Annotated in this window: 14 protein-coding genes; 10 read left to right on the top strand and 4 right to left on the bottom strand. The window is 64.0% G+C overall.

Annotated elements, in window-relative coordinates; all coding sequences use genetic code 11:
• The first annotated feature begins 51 nt into the window (after positions 1-51).
• From HUTA_RS00065 to HUTA_RS00045, 5 genes are all read left to right on the top strand, one after another.
• Positions 52-504 (top strand): DUF7285 family protein, encoded by a 453-nt coding sequence (locus tag HUTA_RS00065; protein ID WP_012795080.1) that lies wholly within the window; start codon positions 52-54, stop codon positions 502-504.
• A complete protein-coding gene (locus HUTA_RS00060; RefSeq protein ID WP_012795079.1) occupies positions 501-1,490 on the top strand; it encodes a DUF7284 family protein in 990 nt (329 codons plus the stop codon). The genes HUTA_RS00065 and HUTA_RS00060 overlap by 4 nt, the downstream gene beginning before the upstream one ends.
• Positions 1,481-5,101 carry a DUF7286 family protein gene (locus HUTA_RS00055; RefSeq protein WP_012795078.1) on the top strand — a complete coding sequence of 1,207 codons (3,621 nt, stop codon included), beginning with the start codon at positions 1,481-1,483 and terminating at the stop codon, positions 5,099-5,101. The genes HUTA_RS00060 and HUTA_RS00055 overlap by 10 nt, the downstream gene beginning before the upstream one ends.
• Positions 5,102-5,107: 6 nt before the next feature.
• Entirely contained in the window at positions 5,108-5,623 is a 516-nt protein-coding gene (locus HUTA_RS00050) for a DUF7283 family protein (protein WP_012795077.1), read from the top strand.
• A gap of 140 nt (positions 5,624-5,763) precedes the next feature.
• Entirely contained in the window at positions 5,764-6,276 is a 513-nt protein-coding gene (locus HUTA_RS00045; RefSeq protein ID WP_012795076.1) for a DUF7310 family coiled-coil domain-containing protein, read from the top strand.
• Positions 6,277-6,314: 38 nt separating this feature from the next.
• Here HUTA_RS00045 and HUTA_RS00040 read toward each other — a convergent pair whose 3' ends face one another.
• Entirely contained in the window at positions 6,315-7,061 is a 747-nt protein-coding gene (locus tag HUTA_RS00040) for a DUF1405 domain-containing protein (RefSeq protein WP_012795075.1), read from the bottom strand.
• Positions 7,062-7,137: 76 nt separating this feature from the next.
• Positions 7,138-7,281, bottom strand: coding sequence for a hypothetical protein (locus HUTA_RS15430; protein ID WP_169304871.1), 144 nt, complete (start codon positions 7,279-7,281; stop codon positions 7,138-7,140).
• Positions 7,282-7,373: 92 nt separating this feature from the next.
• Between HUTA_RS15430 and mutL the strand changes: the two genes are divergently transcribed.
• Both mutL and HUTA_RS00030 read left to right on the top strand, forming a co-directional pair.
• Positions 7,374-9,503: a DNA mismatch repair endonuclease MutL gene (mutL, locus tag HUTA_RS00035; protein WP_012795074.1), complete on the top strand. Its 2,130-nt coding sequence runs from the start codon at positions 7,374-7,376 to the stop codon at positions 9,501-9,503.
• Positions 9,504-9,565: 62 nt separating this feature from the next.
• Positions 9,566-10,504 carry a sugar kinase gene (locus HUTA_RS00030; RefSeq protein WP_012795073.1) on the top strand — a complete coding sequence of 313 codons (939 nt, stop codon included), beginning with the start codon at positions 9,566-9,568 and terminating at the stop codon, positions 10,502-10,504.
• Between the two features lie 26 nt (positions 10,505-10,530).
• Here the strand turns inward: HUTA_RS00030 and HUTA_RS00025 are convergent, their stop codons facing one another.
• Positions 10,531-11,613 (bottom strand): geranylgeranyl reductase family protein, encoded by a 1,083-nt coding sequence (locus HUTA_RS00025; protein WP_012795072.1) that lies wholly within the window; start codon positions 11,611-11,613, stop codon positions 10,531-10,533.
• A 107-nt stretch (positions 11,614-11,720) separates the two neighbouring features.
• Between HUTA_RS00025 and HUTA_RS00020 the strand changes: the two genes are divergently transcribed.
• The 3 genes from HUTA_RS00020 to HUTA_RS00010 are packed head-to-tail and all read left to right on the top strand — an operon-like array spanning position 11,721 to position 12,627.
• Positions 11,721-11,903 (top strand): DUF7525 family protein, encoded by a 183-nt coding sequence (locus tag HUTA_RS00020; protein WP_143920301.1) that lies wholly within the window; start codon positions 11,721-11,723, stop codon positions 11,901-11,903.
• A 37-nt stretch (positions 11,904-11,940) separates the two neighbouring features.
• Entirely contained in the window at positions 11,941-12,165 is a 225-nt protein-coding gene (locus HUTA_RS00015) for a DUF7123 family protein (RefSeq protein ID WP_012795070.1), read from the top strand.
• A 36-nt stretch (positions 12,166-12,201) separates the two neighbouring features.
• Positions 12,202-12,627 (top strand): CoxG family protein, encoded by a 426-nt coding sequence (locus HUTA_RS00010; RefSeq protein ID WP_012795069.1) that lies wholly within the window; start codon positions 12,202-12,204, stop codon positions 12,625-12,627.
• A gap of 185 nt (positions 12,628-12,812) precedes the next feature.
• Here the strand turns inward: HUTA_RS00010 and HUTA_RS00005 are convergent, their stop codons facing one another.
• The gene (locus HUTA_RS00005; RefSeq protein ID WP_012795068.1) at positions 12,813-14,912 is read right to left on the bottom strand and encodes an AAA family ATPase; all 2,100 of its coding nucleotides are present in this window, start codon (positions 14,910-14,912) and stop codon (positions 12,813-12,815) included.
• Positions 14,913-14,984 lie beyond the last annotated feature (72 nt).

The following is a 14,984-nucleotide window of genomic DNA, read 5'->3' as shown; positions in this document are numbered from 1 at the left end:
CTGCGTCTCTGACTTTAAGTACGATACCCGGGCCAGGGGGTGTATGCGCACATGCGAACGGATCCATTGACGCCTCGGGGACAGACCGAACCGCTAGCTGCACTCGCGGCGATCGCACTCGTCTGTACCGCCATCACCCTCTATACCGGACTGTACGGCGAGGTTCTCGACGGGGTCGGCCAGGACCGAGCACTCGGCGACGTTACCGCGGAACGAGTCTGGGAGGCGATCGGTACGAACGGCATCTACGACAGTGGCGATGATCTCCCGTCCCTGATCGATGCCTCGACGATCCCGCACGGCGCGAGTGTGCAGGTTACTGTGACGTACGTCGGTGACACGGGGCGAATTGTACCAGCCGGTGCAGTGACCGTCGACGCCCAGGGGGACGTGGTCGGGACGGAGCCGCCGACAACCGCCGAGCGATGCAACCGATCGGTGCCGGTCCGGGTGAGTCCCGGTGATGTCCAGCCAGGCACACTCTCGGTGGTGGTCTGGTCGTGATCGAGACGGATCGAGCGGTCAGTACTGTCGCGGACGTCACGCTCGCGATCTTGCTCGTCGTCGCAGCGATGGGCGTGCTCGTGACGTTCGTCGAGCGCGACGACGTGGGCCACGATCCGATGACTGCGGCGTACACCGCCGAAACGATCGCGTCGGGGACGATGAACGTCACCTACGATGTCGAGCAGGCACTCGAAGAATACGAGCGCCTTCGAGGTGTGGAGCGGGAGTACACCGACGACAATCTCAGGCGACTCGCCCACCGACCGATCGTCGCTCACGCCGCGGCAGCCGCGGTGTTGAACCTCGAATTCGATCTCGACAAGCTACAGCCGGAGGCAAGCCGAGGGACCGTCGGACTGTCCAGGGAAGCCGTCGCATACGAACCCGCTGTCGATGCGGCCATGCAGACGCGCCTCGTCGAGTCGAGTTTCGACACACAGGTGATCGCCGTCTGGGAACCACTTGAGGGCGGACCACTGAGAGGGTCGGCCGAGTTCGGTCAGCGCCCCCCACCACAGACCGACGTGAGTGCCACGACACTCACCGTTCCGGTCGACGTGCCATCGGTCCGTGAGCGAGCGATCGATCGGGTTGACGATCCAGCTGATTTCGATGTCGTCGCGGATACGGTTGCGAAAGCGCTGATCGACGGATATCTTCCGACGAGAGAATCACAGCGGGCACTCGAAAGCAACGGTGTCGCCCGCGATCTCACGGCGTATCGATACTATCGGATGGCACAGGTTCTGGGGACGGAATCAAACGATGTCGAGGCGGCCGTCGCACCGGCGCTTCAGCGGCGGGCCGCCAATGCCTCAACGGCAAACGCGGCGTTGACACAGGCGCTCGCGACGCAACTCGAAGCCTATCTGGAACCCGAAGATTCGACGCGGCCAGCCGCCGGGCCGCTTGGCAACGCAACGACTGCTGCCGAGCGCATCTCGACCGGGACAGTCACGATCACGGTGAGAACATGGGAGTAAGAGACAACACTCGCGATCGAAACGCGCGAAAGTCGAATAGAAACCCGCTCAGTCGTCTGGAGGGTGACGATCGGGGGCGCGTCCCGTTCGCGATCATCGGGGTATTGCTCCTGCTAACGAGCGTCACGTTCGTCGGCCATACCCTGACGCGATCGGGCGTGACCACTGACGTCGACGCGAGTGTCGCCATCTCCCAGACGGAAAGTGTCGCCCAGTCGGCGATCCGGACCGGGGCACAGCGCGGCGTCGAAGCCGCCGCCGCCCAACCACTGACCCAAGCCAGCGAGACCGATTGGGGGAGAGTTCTCCAGGGGAAGGCCACGGGCACTGTCGGGCCGGATGCCGGCGGAATCGCTACCGAACCTGGCACAACCGATACGTTCCGGAACTACCTCCGGGCGATGATCTACCGTGACGTCGAATCGTCACTGGAACGCGCTGGACAGCAATCCGGCGACGTCGAGACAACGGTCTCGGTGCCGACGATCGAAGCGCCGGCCGATCTTCGAGCAGCGATCGATCGTGTCTCCCTTGCGCAGCCAGAAGATGGCGTCCTCGAGGTCACGATCGAAAACGTCACGTTCATCGCTCGATCCGGGGGCCGGGTGATCGAGGATCGTGAGACGACGATGACAGTGTCGATCGCGACGCCGATCATGCAACTGCATCAGCGTGTCGAACGGTTCGAGAACGCCCTCGACGCTGGGGTGACCGAGCGAGGATTCACGCAGCGATTCAACGCGCGGATCTACGCGCTCGGCTGGGCACGAGGGTACGCCCAAAACTATCAGGCACCGATCGCGCAAGTACTCGCCAACAGACACATCGAACCCGCCGCGAACGACGCCGTCTACCGGACACAAAAGGACATCTTCGGAGCCGCTGACCCTGAGCTACAGGATGCAAACCGCCTCGGCTGGACGTGTATGGCACTGAAAGACGGCGGTGCGATGTTCGACGAGTACATGGGGTCGAACGATGTCAGTTACGGGAACAGCACCTATACTGGCGATGAACTGGTCTTCGAGCGTTCGAACGGATCGGATTTCGCAGCCAGCGTGCCGGCTGACGGCAGTAGTGTGGCAAACACGCTCTGTTCGGGAGCGGAGATGGCCCTCGGCGACCAGGTGACGGGGGAGTTGCCGTCTGCACCTGGAATCGGTGACCTCCGTGGGGACGCGCCAGCGATGAACACGACCGATACGATCGGGGTCAACGAGACGGCGTACGTGCCACTTGCCAAAATGGCCGCCGGAGACGGTGAGCATGCCATCGAGAGTGCCATCGACCGGATCTATACGATCGACGGACAAGCGAAGACGCAAACGACAGTCACCGATTCACTCGATCTCTCCGGAAACGCCACGTGTAACAACTCGAACAATGCAGACGGGACGTACACAATCACCGATTGGCAGCCAGTCAATGGAACGACCATCACGGACGCGATGCCACAGGACGAGTACTACGACGCGACAGCGACCGTCCAAGCGCGTGTAACAAAGTACAAAAGATGTCACCCCGAGCCGGAGAACCCGATTGTCGCCACCGATAGCGTGACGTTTGAAGTCGCAACGACGTTCGAGGAAGCCGACGCGAATCCGAACGCCAGGATCGACGAAATGAATTCGGTTTCGATCGGGAAGCACAAATACGCTCGGGGAAGTCGAATCGACGGCCTCCCGGCGGATTTCAGGAACTACGACGGAGGGGGCGAGAAACTGACAGCGTCGTTGCTGGGAGGTGACACCAGCGCGGACGCATACGCGGCGTGGGTCGAAGCGGCGTTACCGAATCGGATCGACACTGAAGCGAACGTGACCACGCATCTCGATGACGAGTTGACTGTCGAAACCCGAGTGACGCTGGATCACGAGCAGTTCCTCGATGCGAACCTGGCTGCAGCGATCGTTTCGGACCTCGACGAGATGCAACGTGCTGCCGCAGCCATCACAGCCGAGTATTCACGGACGGACCTGCTCAAACGGGGCACGCAAAGTCCGGTGACAGGACTCATCGAGCGGACGAAAACGAACCTGACGACACAGTATCTCGACCGAACGGAGCCCTACGAGAGCGTGGGACAGAAGGTGATCTATGAGGCGCGGTACGCATATCTCCAGGCGCTGATCGCGGAACTCGAAACACTGGAGGACGGCCACGAGAGTGCAGTCGGGGGAATCGACGAGCAATTCAGCGCTGTCGGATTGAGCCTCGAGAAGGCGCTGACGTTTCTGCAGGAAGGGGTTTCGGCAGAAGCGCCGGACCCTGTTCCGCTCAATTCCTCGAATTTGACAGGGAGAGTCTCGTATGAAGTCACGGGGTCGCCGACGTATCTCGTCGCGGAGAATCTCACGAAGCGGGATGTTCCAGCGATCGCGGCCAACACCACGTTCACACCGTTTGCGATGCGAAACGAGGAGTTATTCGATTCGCCGGTCGACGACATAACGGGGGATATTGTCAAGGCTGTCCTCAGTGTGTTCGATCTCGGGGGTCCAGACGGGACGGTACCGATCAAGACCGCAGGCGACGTGCTGCTGGCCGGGAATCTAGCCGACGCCGCCGAGGAGAACCCGATCACCAACAGCAGTTTCGAGGGGGCGCTGGACACATTCGAAGTGGAGGTTGCGGAATCGGTCTCGACAGTTGGCGAAAGCGTCGCCGACGACACTGTCCGGCAACTGTATCCCACGGAACCAGCAGCCTGCGTCGTGAGTGAGGGACGGAGCGCTCCTGGACGGGGCGTGACGTGTTCGGATCGCTACAGCGAGTCATTGATCGAAACGATCACAGCCGCTCACACGGAGATCGAACGGCGTACCGACGTGGCGCTGGATCGCTACAACACGACGGGACGGCAAGCGATCGCGATCGGGACAGGCAACGCTACCGAGCCGATACTCGAGGGGGTTAGCGACGCGATCGATGCCGACGCCTACCGCCACGCAACCGTTTTCGAGAGCGACGACGACGATCAGTGGCGGATTCTGGTCGAGTCAGCACTGCGGCCGGCGATCGAGAACGCGAGTGCGATCGAGGTAGATATCGAGCACAACAAAAACGTCGAAATCATCGAACAGGCAGTCAAAACCAAGATCGGGAACGTCGCCTCGGAGGCGATCGAGAAACGGCTCGAAGACGTCGCGAAAGAGGCCAAAGAGCGGGTTCGCGACAAGATGGATCAGTGGGCGGGATCGTGGTCGAAGAAAATCAAGCGGCCAGCCAGAATCGCGGGCGGGGTGCCGTTGCTACCGGTTCCCACCCACTGGTACGCGACGATGAACGCCTGGGACGTCACCGTCGCCGGCGAGTACGCACGCTTCGAAGTGACGGCAAACGTCGGGTCTCCGACGCAGACAACGGCAACGACGTACGTCCGGGAGAACCAGACAGTGACTGCTGATATCGCGGGTGAGTCACGCAGCCTCGGCCGCGTCGAGCCGATCAACTTCACCGGCCGTTCGCTGCTGATCGTCATCACGCCGACCGGCGTCGGTGTGGGCGATACTGACGGTGAGAACCCTGAATGCTCCCCGACGTATCCGGCGGTCGGCGTCGTCGACACGGACGGCAATTCCTGCACGCGATTTGGCCAGGGTGGCGGATGAGTAGTCATGGACTTCGAAGCACCAGTCGACGCGTGGTACGTCTGGGTCGGTGTCGGCGTTGTGAGTGTGACACTGTTCGCGTTCGTGCTCGGACTGCCCTCACAGCCCCCACCCGACGCGACCAAAGCCGTCAATACGATCGATCGAGTGGCCGGTGGAACCCAGGAATCGGCAGCGCGCTATCCCCACGACGCCGTCGAGATCAAGATCGACACTCGTCGCGTTGCGATGCGAAACGACGGTGGCACCACTCGTGAGTCCGTGGCCTTCGGCTCGCTCACACCAGTGGCCGCGGTCGAGAACGCCACCATCCGGGAAGCACTCGACAGAATCGTTCACGGACAGCGGCCGGCGTCAGTCGTCGCTGAGTACCGCTTCGGTACCACAACACTGCTCTCGGCGGCCGAGCAGACACGAAACCGGATCGACAGGGAAGGCGTCGAGTGGCAGCGGGCCGACGGCGAACTCATCGTTCGCCGGATCGATATCGATGGGACCTCACTCGTCCTCGTCGACGCATGAACGACAAACGGACTGCGGAAATCAGGGGCGGACAGGGGACGAAGAACAGATACATGGAGAACATATGAGAACCAACAGCCAAAATCAGCGAGGAACAGGGGACGGGACCGTTCAGCGCCGACAGCCGGGGACGAACAGCCGTGACTGATATCGACAGACTCGAACAGCGGCTGGCAGCCATCGAGCGGACCGTCGTCGATGGAGACCACGATGGGACGGTGCTCGAGGACACCGGCTCTTCGGACCCGGACATCGAACAGCTCGAATCCAGACTCGACGCACTCGATTCACGGGTCGCCGACCTCGAATCGACTGTGCAGGCGATCGATGGCTACGTCTCGAAGGTCGAATCAGTGAACGAGGCGGTCGAACGTCGAGCGGACTCGGCAATGGCGACAGTCGATCGACTCGAACAGCGTCTCGAGGAGGTCGAAGCGGTGGCGACGGATACCGCCGTGCCCCACACTGAACCGGACGCAGACGGCTCGGAGCGAAGCGATGCTGCGGAGACAATCGACGGTCGAACCAACCACGACCGTCGTGAAGAGTTCCCCTCCGTGGAGCAAACGAGTCAGGAGAGCGACCCCGACGAGCGTGGATTCGGGGGATCGATCCGGCAGGCCCTCGAGTCGATTCGGGGCCGGCTTTCATAATCCCGTTTGTGACTGGGCGGTCCTTCGGACAGATCTCATCACGCTTGCGAGCGGTAGGTTCCAAGCGCCAGGACGATCGCGCTAATCGTGAGCACGACCGCGGCGGCAGCCGCCAGATCGTGTGCGAGGACTGCGTGGTCGTACGCCCCGTCGACGTACGGCTCGGCACGCAAGACGGTGTGATGCGGGCCGTCAAGCACCGGCCAGAAGTAATCGACGAGATCGTTGAATCCGTACCAGACAGTGGCGACGCCGATCGCCGACAGCGTGAACTCCGCGTAGCGATGGATCACGAACGCTTCCAGCACCATCGCGAGGTGGCTCGTGATCAGGAAGACGTACAACCAGGTGGCGATGCCCTCGGGGCCGTTGACGAACAGTTGCACGAACGGCGTCCACAGCCCCAGTTTGAGACAGCCAAAGAAGGCCAGTACGTGCAGCCAGTTGGCCTGCAAATCCAGCCGCCAGGCGAGCAACGACAGCGCGATGAGCAACGTCGCCATCGGGCTATCGGGGACGACTGGCCAGGCCGGGAGTGGTGCAGCACCGAGTTGCCCTTCCAGAAGTGGCGCTTCGACGTTCAGTGGCCGGCCGGCATAATACCAGAACCCAAAGACCGTCCCGACGAGGTTGACGATGGCGATCGGCCACGCAAGCCGGAGCGCGATGTCTTCGAGCCAGGTTGGAAGCGGCGCGACGTACTGCGGTCGGCCCGGCGATGACGGGAGCTCGGCGTCGAAAACAGTGCCAACTGCGCGTTCGAACCGACGGCCGACACCTGCCATAGGAAGCCGGACGGAAGCGGCGCTCAAAACGATAGCGGTTGCGGACACTCGGTTTCAGGGAGTGCCGGGTGGTGTGTTATTCTCGCCACTCGTTCCCACAGGACTGACACTCGAAGTATCGCCAGTCGGTGCCGCCGGGGACGATATCAGTGCCGACGCGGTCGCGGTCGTCGCTGCCACATCGCGGACAACACTGGAGTTTACTCGTGTTCGTTGACATTGTCAGTTTGTTCGACAGGATATGTAAAAATAGTTCGAGTAGCGGCAAGCCGCGCACCGTACGTTTTTCCGGGCCGATGCCGGAGAGGTAGCATGGACGAGATCCGGGAACTCGATCAGACGACGATCGAGCGCATTGCGGCGGGCGAGGTGGTCGAGCGCCCGGCCTCCGTCGTCAAGGAACTCCTCGAGAACAGTCTCGACGCCGATGCATCGCGCGTGCGGGTCGCCGTCGAGGCCGGCGGGACCGAATCGATCCGGGTCAGCGACGACGGCGTCGGAATGACTGAGGGAGACGCCCGCGCGGCGGTCCGCGAACACACGACGAGCAAGATTCGAGACATTTCGGACCTTGAATCCGGTGTCGGCACATTGGGGTTCCGTGGGGAAGCACTCCACGCGATCAGCGCAGTCTCGCGCATGACGATCACGACCCGGCCACGCGGCGGCGATCGGGGGACCCGACTCCGCGTCGAGGGTGGTGAGGTGACGACCGTCGAAGCCGCTGGCTGTCCGGAAGGGACCACCGTCGAGATCGCGGACCTCTTTTACAACGTGCCGGCCCGCCGGAAGTATCTCAGCCGGGACGCGACCGAGTTCGACCACGTCAACACGGTGGTGCGTAACTACGCGCTGGCCAATCCGGCTGTCGCGGTGGCACTCGAACACGACGGCAGGGAGACCTTCGCGACGACGGGCGGTGACTCGCTTCGCGAGACGGTAATGGCCGTCTACGGGCGTGAGGTGGCGGAGTCGATGATCGACGTCGACGCCCGGGAGTTGCCGGCGGGACCACTCGACGCCATCGACGGGCTGGTGAGCCATCCCGAGACCAATCGGGCGGATCGCGAGTACGTAGCGACGTTCGTCAACGGCCGGTACGTCCGATCGAGCGCCGCGCGCAACGCCATCGTCGAAGCCTACGGCAACCAGCTGTCCCCGGATCGGTATCCATTCGCCGTGCTTGACCTTTCATTGCCCGCGGGGACGGTCGACGTCAACGTCCACCCCCGGAAGATGGAAGTCCGGTTCGCTGACGAGGCTGGACTCCGAGAGCAGGTCCGGGCCGCCGTCGAGGAGACACTGCTGGAAAACGGACTGATCCGCTCCGGGGCCCCCCGCGGCCAGTCTGCGCCCGAACAGACCGAGATCGATCCGACGGCGACCACACCCGACAGTGGCGTGAGTACGTCAGAGAGTAGTCGGGAGGAGTCCGAAAGTGAGCCATCGATCGCCAAAGGGACCAACGATGCGTCGAGACCTTCGGGTAGCGACCAGTCAGCCGAACCGACTCCAGCGGCGAGCAAATCGGATGCGAGCCAGCGGACCGAAAGTGAGCATGGGTTCACGAAAGCGCCCAATCAGGCTGAAACCGATACGGAGCCGGAACGCCGGACGGGGCGCACACAGCACGGAACCGAACCGGACAGCGCGGCCCCTCCGGCAGAGACGGGATCACCGGCGTCCGCCGGCCACGGTGAGGGCACGTCTCAAGGATCCGGCGAGCCCGAACGGCGTGGGGCTGGTGATGCCGAGACGGCGGTGGTCGATGCCGGTTCCCAGACCCGCCTGGAGAGTGGCGAGGAGCCGCTCGAGCAGACGTTCGACTCGTTGCCGTCGATGCGGGTTCTCGGGCAGTTCCAGGAGACGTACGTCGTCGCCGAGACGGATACCGGACTCGTCTTGATAGATCAGCACGCGGCTGACGAACGAATCAACTACGAGCGTCTCCGGGACGCCTTCGCGGGTGAGACGACGACGCAGGCGCTGGCCCAGCCGGTCGAGATCGATCTCACGGCCAGGGAATCCTCGCTGTTCGAGGACTTCCAGGCGGCGCTCGCGCGACTCGGGTTCAGTGCCGAACGGGTCGACGACCGGACCGTTGCAGTCACGACCGTGCCGTCGCTGGTCGCCGAGACTGCCGATCCCGAGCTCCTTCGGGACGTGCTCTCGTCGTTCGTCGATAGCGACAGCGATCCGGGGGCGACCGTCGAGGCGGCGGCCGAGGCGGTGCTTGCCGACCTCGCTTGCTATCCGTCGATCACCGGGAACACGTCGCTGACAGAGGGGTCGATCGTCGACTTGCTCGAACGGCTCGAGGCGTGTGAGAACCCCTATGCGTGTCCGCACGGCCGCCCAGTCGTCGTCGAGATCGACGCCGACGAACTGGCCGAGCGCTTCGAGCGGGACTATCCCGGCCATACGACGAGACGACTCGATTGAGTCTGTGGATGGGCCGTTGCTCGACCGTATCAATTAAGCATGTTGCCGCAGATGAATGCGTTATGCCTTCTCTCATCACGGTCGGGGAAACGCCGCTCAGGCTGAGTCCGCCGGGGAACCGCAGATTTGTCGGCAGTGAGACCGTCCAGCTGACGGCAACGGGAACGGAAAGTAACGTGGCGATTGCGGCGGCTGCCCTGGGTGCGGACGCGACCTGGGCGTCGAAACTCCCGTCGACGCAACTGGGCAAACGGGTCGTCAGCGAACTCAGGGAATACGGCGTCGAGACCGACGTGGCCTGGACGGAAAGCGGCCGGGTCGGACTCGAATTCCGCCAGCCCGGCGTCCCGCCGAGAGAGCCGGTTATCATCCACGACCGCGACGGGGCGACGGCCGGTTCGATGACGCCCGCGGACATCCCGATGGACGACGTCGAGGCGGCCGATGGCGTCTTCGTCGCCGGGAGTTCGGCAGCCCTCTCGGAGACGGCAGCCGAGACGGTCGCCGCCGTCCTCAGGGCCAGTGGGAGCGACAACGGACTGTCAGTGTTCGAACTCGATTATCGCCCGCGCCTCTGGGACGCCGAAGACGCCCGCGAGACGCTGACCCCCATGCTCGAACACGTTGATGTCCTGATCGCCAACGAAAACCAGTTGCGAACGGTGTTCGGACGGACAGGTGATCCCCGGGAAGCAGCTCACGGCGTCGCCTCCAAGTGGGATATCGATCTGCTCGCAATGACTCGTGGCGAACATGGAGCACTCGTCATCGACGACAGCGTCGTCCACGAGATCGAGAGTGTCGAAGCCGAGACGGTCGACGCTGCCGGCCAGCACGACGCCTTCAGTGGCGCGTTCGTCGCCCAACTGCTCGCCGGTGATCGACCGGACGCGGCACTCTCACACGCGGTCGCCGCAGCGACGCTGACACGCACGACACCCGGACCGATCCCCGCGTTCGATCGGACGGACGTCGAGAGCCTCGTCGAACAGCTCGAGTAAGCGTCGACCGGCCCCACCAGGCGTCGCTATCGGGACCGGAGTGCAGCGAGCTGTTCCCGCGAGAACAGCGACGACGGTTCGTCCATGTGAACGCCGATCTCGCCCGCCAACAGCCCCAGGCCGACTCGCTGAAGCGGCGCCGGGAACGAGTACCCACGACGAACCCACGACCCGAGGGAGATTTCTCGGCCCAGATCCCGCCGCCAGGCACGCTCGTACGCAGCCAGTGTCGAGGGATCAGTCGGGTCGATCTCGCGGGCGGCGTGATCAGCTGCGGTCATGCCATAGCGGATCCCGCCGCCGGTGAACGGTTTCGTCTGGGCCGCCGCATCGCCGAGCAGAAACGTCCGCTCGCTCGTGACCGAATCCGGCGGGCCGATCGGGATCAATCCGGAGCAGCGGCGATCCGTCTCGACGCCGTAGGAATCGGTAAAGGCCTCGAAGCGATCCCCGGCGGCTTCACCCGGTGGGACGGCGAGCCCGTACTCGACGCCGGCGTCACCACGGGGGATCCGCCAGGCGAAAAAGCGGGGCACGGTCAGGTGGACGTCGACGAAGTCACCGTCGTCGGGATCGTCGTCGAACCCCAGGACGCCGTGGAGAAGTTCGTCGGGTTCCGGGAGGGAAACCGCGTCACGGACGCGGGACTGTGGGCCGTCACACCCGGCGACCATCCGCGACTGATGGGTCTCGACGCCGTCCGGTCCGGAGACCGTCACCACGACGGAATCATCGCGTTCCTCGACGTCTGTGACAGTATGGCCGTCCCGAACGTCCGCGCCAGCCTCGCTCGCGGCGCGGGCGAGGGTCCGGTCAAGTTCGACCCGGTCGATGACTCGGGAAACGACCTCGTCCTTGTAGAAGGGATAGGCTCGGCTCGCCGGGCCGCCGAGGTGAAACCGCGCACCGTAGATCTCGTTTTGCCGCAACTTATCGCGGTCGTCGGGCGGGACGAACTCCAGGACGTCCGTACTGACGTGGCCCGAACAGGCCAGTGGCTCGCCGATTTCCCCCTGTTCGAAGACGAGGATGTCGTGCCCATCGCTGGCGGCCCGCCGAGCGAACCGACTGCCCGCCGGGCCGGCACCGACCACGATCACGTCATGCATATGCTCGCGAAACAGGCCGCTGCCTATAGGCCTTGACGATGGAGGCACGTGCTTCAGTCTTCTCCGGCAGCCAAACTTACAAGCGGGATGGACGCGAATCAGCGGGCATGCCAGCCACGATCGACTCCGAGAAAGGCTTTGGGCTGACGATTCTCTTTGGCGTCCTCGCACTCGCCGGGGCACTCGTCATGCTTCTGGGTGCGGCCGACAATCTGGTCGCTGCGGCGGGGTTCGCATTGGCCATCGGCGCGGGTTCGGCGGCCGTCGCCGCCAGCCACGCCTTTGATTGAACAAACGGCTTTTATCGCTACAGCCGTTACTCTAGGTATGGTCGAGTTGAACGAGGAAGAACAGCGCATCCTGGAGTACCTGCGGACGCGGGTCGCCAGCGGTGACAGCTACTTCCGCGCGAAGAACATCGCCGAGAGCATCGGGCTCTCGGCCAAGCAGGTCGGTGTTCGGCTCCCACACCTCGCGGAGAAGGCCGACGAAGTAGATATCGAGAAGTGGGGGCGGGCGCGGTCGACAACCTGGCGAGTGACCCGGAGCTAGCGGCGGACTTTTTGCCGACCCGTCCCAGGTTCGCCTATGTCGATCCGTCTGGAGCAAGTGATCGAGGTGTCGGCGACGCCGGAGGAAGTCTGGCGATTTATCGCTGATCCGGAACAGCGTGCAAAATACATCAGTGTCGTCGAGGACTACACTGTCGACGGCGACCGATCGGCGACCTGGGAGATCTCGCTCCCGATCCCCGTGATCAATCGGACGATCACCGTCGAGACGGAAGACGTCGAGCGCCGGGAACCGGAGTTCGTCAAGTTCGTCGGTCGGTCGAAGGCAGTGCGCGTCGTCGGCGAACACGAACTCACGCCGACGGAGACGGGAACGCGTCTCACGAACACCTTCACTGTCGAGGGGCGGATCCCCGGCGTCGAACGCTTTTTCAAGAAAAACCTCGAAGCCGAGTTCGAAAACTTGCGCGACGGTCTCGACGCGTATCTGGACGGCGAGTGAGTGAAAATCGCGGGGGGACTCCGGGTTCGGCGACGGATGCAGACATTTATTTATCCAGGGCTGGAAAATTCAGGCGCCGGCGCGGCGCTTTTCTCGCCTAGCCGGCACACACCCGCCACGCTGCTCGGCCGCGCCTCGATGCCGGTTGTCCGGACAACCGGCTCCCGTCTCCTCGTCTTCGATTGTTAGCCCAGGCTTGGCTCGATCCGTTCGCGAGCAGCCGCGAAATCCTGCTTGCGGATCGTGACCTCGTCGGTCCGTTCGTTGGCGACAGACGGGTCGGTACCGGCAGCGACCCGCCTGATGGCTCGCATCGAGGCGGCCCGGACCAACGCGTCGAGATCTGCCCCGGAAAACCCCGCCGTGTCGGTCGCAACTTCGGTCAGATCGACGTCCGCATCCAGCGGCTTGGTCGCCGTGTGCACGTCGAGAATCGCCCGCCGGGCGTCCCGGCTGGGCGCGGGCACTTCGACGTGGGTTTCGAGCCGACCGGGCCGAACCAACGCGTCGTCGAGGGCGTCCCGGCGATTGGTCGCCGCCAGGACGACGAGGTTCGGATCCTCGCCGGCCGCGTCCAGCTCCGTTAGTAGTTGGGAGACCACGCGTTCGGTCACTTCGTGGCTCTCGCCCCGCTGGGTGGCGACGGCGTCGATCTCGTCGAGGAAGACGATCGAGGGTGCGGTCTGGCGGGCACGCTCGAACACCTCCCGAACTGCCTTCTCGCTCTCGCCCACGTAGCGGTCGAGCAACTCCGGACCCGCGACGCGGATGAAGTTGACGTCGGTTTCCCCGGCAAGGGACCGAGCCAGCAGCGTCTTCCCGGTGCCCGGCGGGCCATAGAGGAGGACGCCGGTCGGCGGATCCGTGTCGGTCGCTTCGAACAGCGGGCCGTATCGGAGCGGCCACTCGACAGCTTCTCTGAGGGTCTCCTTGACGTCATCGAGACCCCCCACGTCCGCGAAATCGCCAGCCGGTGACTCGGCGACGTAGGCCCGCATCGCCGACGGCTCGACACCGGCGAGGGCCTGTTCGAAGTCCGCCCGCGTCACGGATGGTTCGTCGCGTTCGCGCTGGAGGGCTTCCATCGCCGCCTCAGTTACGACCGAGGCCACGTCCGCCCCGACGAAGCCGTGCATCCGGCCGGCGAGGCGTTCGAGATCGACGTCCTCGTCCAGTGGCACACCGCGGGTGTGAACTTCGAGTACCTCCTGGCGGCCCTCGCGGTCGGGTACGCCGATCTCGATCTCCCGATCGAAGCGCCCGCCGCGTCTAAGCGCCGGATCGACGGCATCGACCCGGTTAGTTGCGCCGATGACGACGACCTGGCCGCGGGATTCCAATCCGTCGAGCAACGTGAGCAACTGGGCGACCACGCGGTTTTCCATGTCACTGTCGTCGTCTCGCGCGCCGGCGATGGAGTCGATCTCGTCGACGAACAGGATCGACGGGGCCTCGTCTTCGGCCCGTTCGAACGCTTCCCGGAGCTGTTCCTCGCTCTCGCCTTTGTACTTCGAGACGATTTCCGGGCCGGAGATGGCCTCGAAGTAGGCGTCGACCTCGTTGGCGACCGCCCTCGCGATCAGCGTCTTCCCGGTGCCCGGCGGACCATACAACAGGACGCCCTTCGGCGGCTCGATCCCGAGCCGATCGAACACGTCGGGATCAGACAGCGGCAGTTCGATCATCTCCCGAACCCGGTCGAGTTCGTCGTCGAGGCCACCGATGTCCTCGTAGGTGACCGAGCCGGGCTCGCTCGCGTCTCCCGACTCCGTAGTGTCGTCCTCACTGGGCTCGGGGTCGTCTATCGGTTGGCCCACGGTTAACGTGGTCCCGTCGACGACGCGAACCGTCCCGTCCGGGTCAGTGTCCTCGACGTGGAACGTCCCGACCTCCGGGACGGTCACGCGGTCACCGGGTCGGACCGGGACGTTCCCGAGTCGATCGTCGATCGTCGAGACACCGTTGCCTTCGATCGTCCCGTCGATCGGCCGGAGTTCGACCCGCTCGGCGTCCTGGAGTGAGGCACGGCGGAGGGAGACCTCAGAGCCGACAGTCACGTCGGCATTCGATCGCGTATCGGCGTCGATGCGCACGTACTCACCGGTGCCATCGTCGGGCCAGACCTTCGCGACAGTCTGGCGGTCGCCCTCGATACACACCGGATCGCCGCTCAGGACGCCGAGTCGATTACGGACTGCTTCCGGAAGCCGGGCGATTCCTCTCCCGGCGTCACGCTTCTTTGCCCCCTTGACGGAGACCGAGATCCCGGCGTCGGCATCTACCATGTGGGGCCGTTTGGCTCGCCGGCCCTTGAGAATTCCCACTGCGGGCCAGGCCGATCGACCGCACGAAAACAC

This window comes from Halorhabdus utahensis DSM 12940, assembly GCF_000023945.1.
In the GTDB taxonomy this organism is placed as follows: domain Archaea; phylum Halobacteriota; class Halobacteria; order Halobacteriales; family Haloarculaceae; genus Halorhabdus; species Halorhabdus utahensis.
The sequence above is the reverse complement of the archived record's forward strand: the minus strand, read 5'-3'. Positions and strand labels throughout refer to the sequence as shown.

Coding starts and splice junctions, on each gene's coding strand:
- HUTA_RS00065 (WP_012795080.1), top strand. CDS start 52: ATGCGAACGGATCCATTGACGCCTCGGGGACAGACCGAACCGCTAGCT.
- HUTA_RS00055 (WP_012795078.1), top strand. CDS start 1,481: ATGGGAGTAAGAGACAACACTCGCGATCGAAACGCGCGAAAGTCGAAT.
- HUTA_RS00050 (WP_012795077.1), top strand. CDS start 5,108: ATGGACTTCGAAGCACCAGTCGACGCGTGGTACGTCTGGGTCGGTGTC.
- HUTA_RS00040 (WP_012795075.1), bottom strand. CDS start 7,061: ATGGCAGGTGTCGGCCGTCGGTTCGAACGCGCAGTTGGCACTGTTTTC.
- HUTA_RS15430 (WP_169304871.1), bottom strand. CDS start 7,281: ATGTCAACGAACACGAGTAAACTCCAGTGTTGTCCGCGATGTGGCAGC.
- mutL (WP_012795074.1), top strand. CDS start 7,374: ATGGACGAGATCCGGGAACTCGATCAGACGACGATCGAGCGCATTGCG.
- HUTA_RS00030 (WP_012795073.1), top strand. CDS start 9,566: ATGCCTTCTCTCATCACGGTCGGGGAAACGCCGCTCAGGCTGAGTCCG.
- HUTA_RS00025 (WP_012795072.1), bottom strand. CDS start 11,613: ATGCATGACGTGATCGTGGTCGGTGCCGGCCCGGCGGGCAGTCGGTTC.
- HUTA_RS00020 (WP_143920301.1), top strand. CDS start 11,721: ATGCCAGCCACGATCGACTCCGAGAAAGGCTTTGGGCTGACGATTCTC.
- HUTA_RS00015 (WP_012795070.1), top strand. CDS start 11,941: ATGGTCGAGTTGAACGAGGAAGAACAGCGCATCCTGGAGTACCTGCGG.
- HUTA_RS00010 (WP_012795069.1), top strand. CDS start 12,202: ATGTCGATCCGTCTGGAGCAAGTGATCGAGGTGTCGGCGACGCCGGAG.
- HUTA_RS00005 (WP_012795068.1), bottom strand. CDS start 14,912: ATGGTAGATGCCGACGCCGGGATCTCGGTCTCCGTCAAGGGGGCAAAG.